General features: G+C 38.9%; 5 protein-coding genes. 2 read left to right on the forward strand and 3 right to left on the reverse strand.

Features of this window, described 5'->3' with window-relative positions:
* Positions 1-31: 31 nt before the first annotated feature.
* Positions 32-1,213, reverse strand: coding sequence for a tyrosine--tRNA ligase (locus DKM50_04140; protein ID PZM82326.1), 1,182 nt, complete (start codon positions 1,211-1,213; stop codon positions 32-34).
* A gap of 91 nt (positions 1,214-1,304) precedes the next feature.
* Here DKM50_04140 and DKM50_04145 point away from each other — a divergent pair, with 91 nt between their 5' ends.
* Positions 1,305-3,488 carry a penicillin-binding protein gene (locus DKM50_04145; GenBank protein PZM82327.1) on the forward strand — a complete coding sequence of 728 codons (2,184 nt, stop codon included), beginning with the start codon at positions 1,305-1,307 and terminating at the stop codon, positions 3,486-3,488.
* A gap of 80 nt (positions 3,489-3,568) precedes the next feature.
* Here DKM50_04145 and DKM50_04150 read toward each other — a convergent pair whose 3' ends face one another.
* Together DKM50_04150 and miaB are read right to left on the reverse strand one after the other, a co-directional pair.
* Entirely contained in the window at positions 3,569-4,525 is a 957-nt protein-coding gene (locus tag DKM50_04150) for a ribose-phosphate pyrophosphokinase (protein ID PZM82328.1), read from the reverse strand.
* A gap of 56 nt (positions 4,526-4,581) precedes the next feature.
* A complete protein-coding gene (gene miaB / locus DKM50_04155) occupies positions 4,582-5,712 on the reverse strand; it encodes a tRNA (N6-isopentenyl adenosine(37)-C2)-methylthiotransferase MiaB (protein ID PZM82329.1) in 1,131 nt (376 codons plus the stop codon).
* A gap of 306 nt (positions 5,713-6,018) precedes the next feature.
* Between miaB and DKM50_04160 the strand changes: the two genes are divergently transcribed.
* Complete coding sequence (locus DKM50_04160) at positions 6,019-6,366, forward strand: hypothetical protein (GenBank protein ID PZM82330.1); 348 nt, start codon at positions 6,019-6,021, stop codon at positions 6,364-6,366.
* The last annotated feature ends 206 nt before the right edge of the window (positions 6,367-6,572 follow it).

The following is a 6,572-nucleotide window of genomic DNA, read 5'->3' on the forward strand; positions in this document are numbered from 1 at the left end:
TTATCATAGCATATATGTCTGACCCCCGTGGTTATTTGGGGATAATTTTTATGAACTTCCTTTTTCCTACCTTAATAATTAGATCTTTTTCAGGAATTATGCTGGAAGTATCTCTGGTTATCTTCTCCCCGTTGATTGAAATAGCTCCTTGTTCTATAAGTCTGCAATACTCTCTATTGCCAGTAACGAGGCCGTGTTCTTGTAAAAAGGCAACCAGTTTTATTTCCTCTGCCGGAAGCGTAATTGTTGGAATATTATCCGGAATTCCTGAATTAGAAAAAACACGCTTGAATTCGTCACGTGCTTTTGCTGCATTCTCGTCACCACAAAACTCTTGCGTAATCATATAGGCTAGATTATCTTTGACTTCTCGCGGATGTTGAGTGCCGTTGGCAAGCCCAGCTTCAAGTTCTGTTATCTTTTCAGGAGATAAAGGTGTCAACAATTTATAGTAACGAATAATCAACGAATCTGGTATTGACATGATTTTGCCGAATATATTCGACGGGCTTTCAGTAATTCCGATATGATTGCCTAGGCTTTTGCTCATTTTTTGAACGCCGTCGGTCCCTTCCAGGATCGGCATGGTAATAATGACTTGCGGATTTTGCCCGTATTCTTTTTGGAGATGTCTCCCCATCAATAAATTGAATTTCTGATCGGTACCACCAATCTCAATGTCTGCATTTAACTCTACTGAATCGTAGCCTTGAAACAATGGGTAGAGAAATTCGTGGACACATATAGACTGCTCATTCTTAAATCTTTTTTCGAAGTCATCCCGTTCTAGCATTCGTGCAACTGTATACTTGCTGGTAAGCTTAACCATATCGATTGCAGATAGAGTTCTCAACCAGGTACTATTATAAACTACTTGTGTCTTTTCCCGGTCGAGGATACGGAATATCTGATCTTGATAGGATTTCGCATTTTCCAGCACTTGCTCTTTGGATAAAGGCTTTCTAGTCTCTGATTTCCCTGTCGGGTCGCCGATCATTGCTGTGAAATCTCCGATGAGAAATATCACCTCATGACCCAGCTTTTGGAGCTCTTTTAGCTTTCTAAGAATAACGGTGTGACCGAGGTGAAGATCAGGCGCAGATGGGTCTGCTCCAAACTTTATCCTCAAAGGGCGGTTTAATTGTAACTTTTCAATTAAACTTTCTCGTGGTATTATTTCTTCAGTATTGTATTGAATCAGAGATATGTCCATGTTTAATCACTTTCACGCTATTCAAATATTTAGATAATTATTTTGATGAATGCACCGCTAAATCATATCAAATATAAAAGGAGTAATCAAGTTGGTTTTTGAGTCTAGACGAGGAATTGGAAAAGTGTCAAAGTCTCCTCGAAAATCGAAGGGTACTTCCTATCGAGGAAACGCTGCTCGAAGAAATAGTTTTCCCGGAACTTTTTTTAAAAGCCTTTTAATTGCATTGGCAATTGGCCTTTTTATTTTGTTAGGCGCGGGAATCTATGGCTTCAATATGATCAAAGGACTTCCCGAAGTAGACAAGATAGCTGTCAATATACCGAATGAGACTACTAAAATATATTCTGCCGATAACGTCCTGCTTGCCGATCTGCATAAAGAAGAGAACAGGGTTGTTGTTCATTTGTCCGATATTTCACAAAATCTTAAAACGGCTCTTGTTGCCATGGAAGATAGCCGGTTTTATAGGCATCACGGTATTGATATTCGTGCCATTTTTCGTGCGTTATCAAAAGATATCATAAAAAGAAAAGCTGTTGAAGGCGCTAGTACCTTAACTCAGCAGCTTGCCAGAAATGTTTTTTTGACCAAAGAAAAGACCTTGTCTCGTAAACTAGGCGAAATTGTCCTGGCCTTTCAGATTGAAAGAAAATACACAAAAGAAGAAATAATGGAGATGTACCTTAACCAGGTATACTGGGGACATAATGCTTACGGAATAGAGTCTGCTTCACAATTGTATTTCGGTAAACATGCCAGCAATCTTTCATTAGCGGAAAGCGCTATGCTGGTTGGTTTATTAAAAGGTCCGGAGATTTATTCTCCCTATAAAGATATGAACGCTGCTAAGGAGCGCCAGGAATCAGTATTGGGAAGATTGATAACTTTAGGATACATTACCGAAGCTCAGGGTGCTGAAGGCCTTAATCAGCCGATAGTCTTAGCAGGGTTAAAGAAAGTCCAGTACAGAGCTCCTTATTTTACAAGTTATGTCATTGACCAGTTAATCAGGATGCTTGGAGAAAATGAAGTTTACAGCAGCGGTATGAAAGTTTATACGACACTTGATTATCAACTTCAGCAATATGCAGAAAATGCAGTACAAAGGGCTATAGATCGAGTGGGACGAACTTCATCTGCTAATTTTTCTGAAGCAGCTTTGCTTAGTATTAATCCGAGAACCGGCTATATTCTGGGTATGGTTGGCGGGAAAGATTATTTGAATAGTGAATTCAATAGGGCGACTCAGTCTTATCGGCAGCCAGGTTCTGCATTTAAGCCATTTGCTTATTTAAGTGCATTGGATCGAGGGTTATCTCCTGGAACGGTTATGGATGACTCGGCAGTTACCTATAATACTTATGACGGGGCATATGTTCCTCAAAACTACGACAAGCAATATAGCGGTTCTATGCCGCTGAGACGGGCTCTGGAATTATCTAAGAATGTTGTTGCCGTTAAAATTAGCGATTTAATCGGTGCGAACAGTATTATTGATACTGCAAAAAACCTTGGTATTAACAGCAAGCTCCAGAATATTCTTTCATTGCCTTTAGGTGCTTGTGAAGTGTCGATGATGGAAATGGCTTATGCTTATGGGGTATTAGCAAATAGAGGTATTAAGACAAAGCCGATATCGATATTTCGAATTGAAGACAGGAATGGTATTGAAATATACAGAAATCGTGTTGAAACTTCGCATGTTTTTAATGAAAATATGGTCAATGTACTTGTCGATATGATGAAAGGCGTAATCCTGAATGGAACTGGCAGAGGGGCGGCACTTCCTCGTCCAATGGCTGGGAAAACCGGGACTACTAGTGATTATAAAGATGCCTGGTTTATTGGTTTTGTTCCTCAAATGGTTACGTCTACATGGGTAGGAAATGATAATAATACCCCGATGAATAATGTGACAGGTGGCGGTGTGCCAGCGAAAATATGGCGTGATTATATGAAAAATGCTCTTCAGAACATCCCAGTTATGGATTTTCCTAAGCCAAAAGATTTGATCCCTGTGAAAATATGTTGGGATTCTGGTTTGAAAGCAACTGAATATTGTCGGACAGATAGAGTGTCAGTGGAAAAATTTTGGAAAGATAAAGTTCCCGACGACTATTGCAATGTTCATTTTGCGAAGAAAAATGGAAATGCAAAGCCAGGCGTTAACTGGCTGGATGAATTCTTTGGAGAAAATAATAACAATGAGATGAGTGAACCTGAACCGCAAGAACCTACGACAAATCGAGAAGATATGGATCAGCCTGAGTAATAGAAAAAAATTATCTGCTAACTACAAAATAAAATACCCAGCTGTCAGGCTGGGTATTGTTGTAATAAATTAGTTGTTGGTTATGCTTCAAACAGTTCTGAAATACTTTTGTTCGAAAAGTTTCTTGATATTGCTTCAGCAAGAAGCGGTGCTGCCGAAATTATCTTGAGACCGGGAAATTGTTTTTCCTTTGGAATTGGAATTGTGTTTGTGGTGACTACTTCTTTGAAGTTTGCATTTGTAAGCCGTTCAATTGCCGGACCACTGAAGACAGGATGTGTTGTTGCCAAGTAGATTTCCGGATTCGCCCCGTGTTCGCGTAAAACCTTGAGTCCTTGCGTTACGCTGCCGCCGGTATCAACCATATCGTCAAACAGGATAACTGTTTTATCTTTAACATCGCCGACGACATGCATGATGTCGGCAACATTGTGTTCAGGTCGGCTTTTGTGAAGTATGGCTAGCTGTGCTCCTATTTTGTCCGAAAACTTTTTTGCCATTTTTGCCCGGCCGGTGTCTGGTGCAACCACAACGGCATCTTTTATCCCTTTATTTGCGAAATATCTTGCAAAAAGGGGAAGTGCAGTTAAGTGATCTACTGGTACATTGAAGTATCCCTGGATTTGGTCTGCATGTAAATCCATCGTAATTATTCTATTTATCCCTGCGGTAGTTAGCAGATCGGCTATCAGACGTGCGGATATTGGCTCTCTCGGTGCTGATTTTTTATCCTGTCGTGCATATGCATAATGTGGAATAATGACATTAATTGATTTTGCGGAGGCTCTCTTAAGGGCATCGATGATAATAAACAATTCCATGATGTCTTCATTGACATTACTACTCCCGGTTTGAAGAACAAACGTATCAATTCCTCTGGTAGTTTCAAGGACTCTTGCATATATTTCACCGCAACTAAACCTTGATATTTTTATTTTTGCACATTCTATATTGAGATACCCTGCAATTTCTTCTCCGAGCTTGGGGTGGGAGCTGCCGCAAAAAAGCTTCATTCCCGATAAATTTGAATCAGTCATTATTTGACTCCTTTGGCCTGAAACGTTAGATCTTAAAATGAGATTAAGGATACAAATTATATAGTACTCTTTGAGCTTTCGTCAACAATCCGCATAAGTAATTGTAATCTCCTGGCTTTTTCTTTTGTTGATATTTGATCCGGCATCGTTGCTGCCGGAGTTAACTCTCTGGGAGAATAAGCTGAGGTATTTACCCTGAAACCTCGTATTTCCCGCACAGCTATAAGTGAATTTTGAAACTGTTCTTCAGTTTCTCCTGGAAATCCAACTATTATATCACTTGATATCTCAACATTAGGAATCTCTTTTTTTATTTTATTAATAAGGGCCATATAAGATTCAACAGTATAATGACGATTCATTTTGCGTAAAATCTCATTGTCGCCGGATTGAAGAGGAAGATGGAATGATTTATTAATATTAGGTGTGTGTTTGACTACCTCAATTAGCTTTTCGGAGATATCTTTAGGGTGATTAGTCATAAAATCAATAAGTTTGATTCCCGGGACCTCGCTGACATCCTGGAGCAGGTCTGCGAAATCATAGTTTTCGTACATGTCCTGACCATAAGAATTAACGTTTTGTCCGAGTAAAACTATTTTGCTATATTTATTTTTGTCGATGGCGATTATTTCTTTGATAATATCTTCTTTTTTTCTGCTTTTTTCTTTGCCGCGAGTATGGGGGACAATGCAGTAGGTACAGTAATTGTTACACCCGAAGCTTATCGGGATCCATGCTTGGTGAAGAGATCCTCTTTTTGGAGGAATTGGAATCTCTGTCTGTTCAATATTTTTAGCGATATCCTTAATTACGTTCCGTGAGGTAATCGTCGAGAGTAATTCCGGCAGACGGTGAATCGTGTTAGTGCCAAAGATCAGATTAATAATTGGTGCTTTAGAAAGGAGTTCTTTTTCCTTGTATTGCGGCATGCATCCGCATATTCCAATTTTAAGGTTGGGTTTAGTTTTTTTTTGATGCTTTAACTGGCCTAATTTACCGAAGACCCTTAGCTCTGATTTGGCTCGTATACTACAGGTATTGAGGATTATAAGGTCTGCGTCTTTTTCGGATACTACTTCTGAAAGACCGCAATGCTCCAATAGCGCCGCGATTTTTTCAGAATCGTTTTTGTTCATTTGACAGCCATAAGTAATTATATGAAAGGTATTTAAGTTGTTAGCCATGCCGATAAATCTCTTATAAATAGAAGCTGAATTTATTTATATCATAGATATATATGTTAGTAAACATGCCGCAGAAAAGTATCAGTAGTTCTTATGTTGAAATAATGAATACTATGTAGAGAGCCTATATTTCATTCCTGTGAACAAACTGGGTCACAAACTATTCTAAAGATTTAGGTTCAAGTTCGACAGACTCCTCTCCGTGTATAGCTTTAAGGTGCGAGAGAATACGGGGACCTAAGCCCTGAGGCAAGTTTGAGAAAAATATTTGCTATAATGTTTTATAGATAATTGTGGAGGTTTAGAATGAAAAAGAAAAAGATAAATATTAATGAATGCTCGCTATTTGTGACCAAAGGGACTATCGTAAACGGTTCGGTAAAAAGTGATGGAGATATTTTCATTGATGGAATTATGGATGGCGCCATTAATGGACAAGGTGCTATATATATCGATACAGATAGCATTATAAACGGTGATATCTTTTGTAAAGACCTTGTGGTTAGTGGCGAAATAACCGGCAATATGCAAATCGAGAAAAGCATTGATGTTGCATCTACAGGCCGTGTATTCGGGAACATCCACTGCCATGAGCTTATTATTGATGAAGGGGCTATTTATCGAGGAGAAATCAGTGTTTCGGCAGTTCAATAAAAGGGTGCAGATACTTTCGGTGGGTAAATAACCTTTTGGCAGTTTGAAGTTGGTTGGCGGTTTGGATTGAGATTTTTCCCAGGCTGCAACCTTGTTTTGCAAAATGACAGTAGTTCTAATTATAAAGAGCAAAGGTTAACAGAAATAGTTAGTGAGTTAAAAAAATAAACAGGCTAGCATCAAGTAATCATAAAAAAACATCTCCA

Source organism: Candidatus Margulisiibacteriota bacterium, from assembly GCA_003242895.1.
Classification (GTDB): domain Bacteria; phylum Margulisbacteria; class Riflemargulisbacteria; order GWF2-39-127; family GWF2-39-127; genus GWF2-39-127.

Coding starts and splice junctions, on each gene's coding strand:
- DKM50_04140 (PZM82326.1), bottom strand. CDS start 1,213: ATGGACATATCTCTGATTCAATACAATACTGAAGAAATAATACCACGA.
- DKM50_04150 (PZM82328.1), bottom strand. CDS start 4,525: ATGACTGATTCAAATTTATCGGGAATGAAGCTTTTTTGCGGCAGCTCC.
- DKM50_04160 (PZM82330.1), top strand. CDS start 6,019: ATGAAAAAGAAAAAGATAAATATTAATGAATGCTCGCTATTTGTGACC.
- miaB (PZM82329.1), bottom strand. CDS start 5,712: ATGGCTAACAACTTAAATACCTTTCATATAATTACTTATGGCTGTCAA.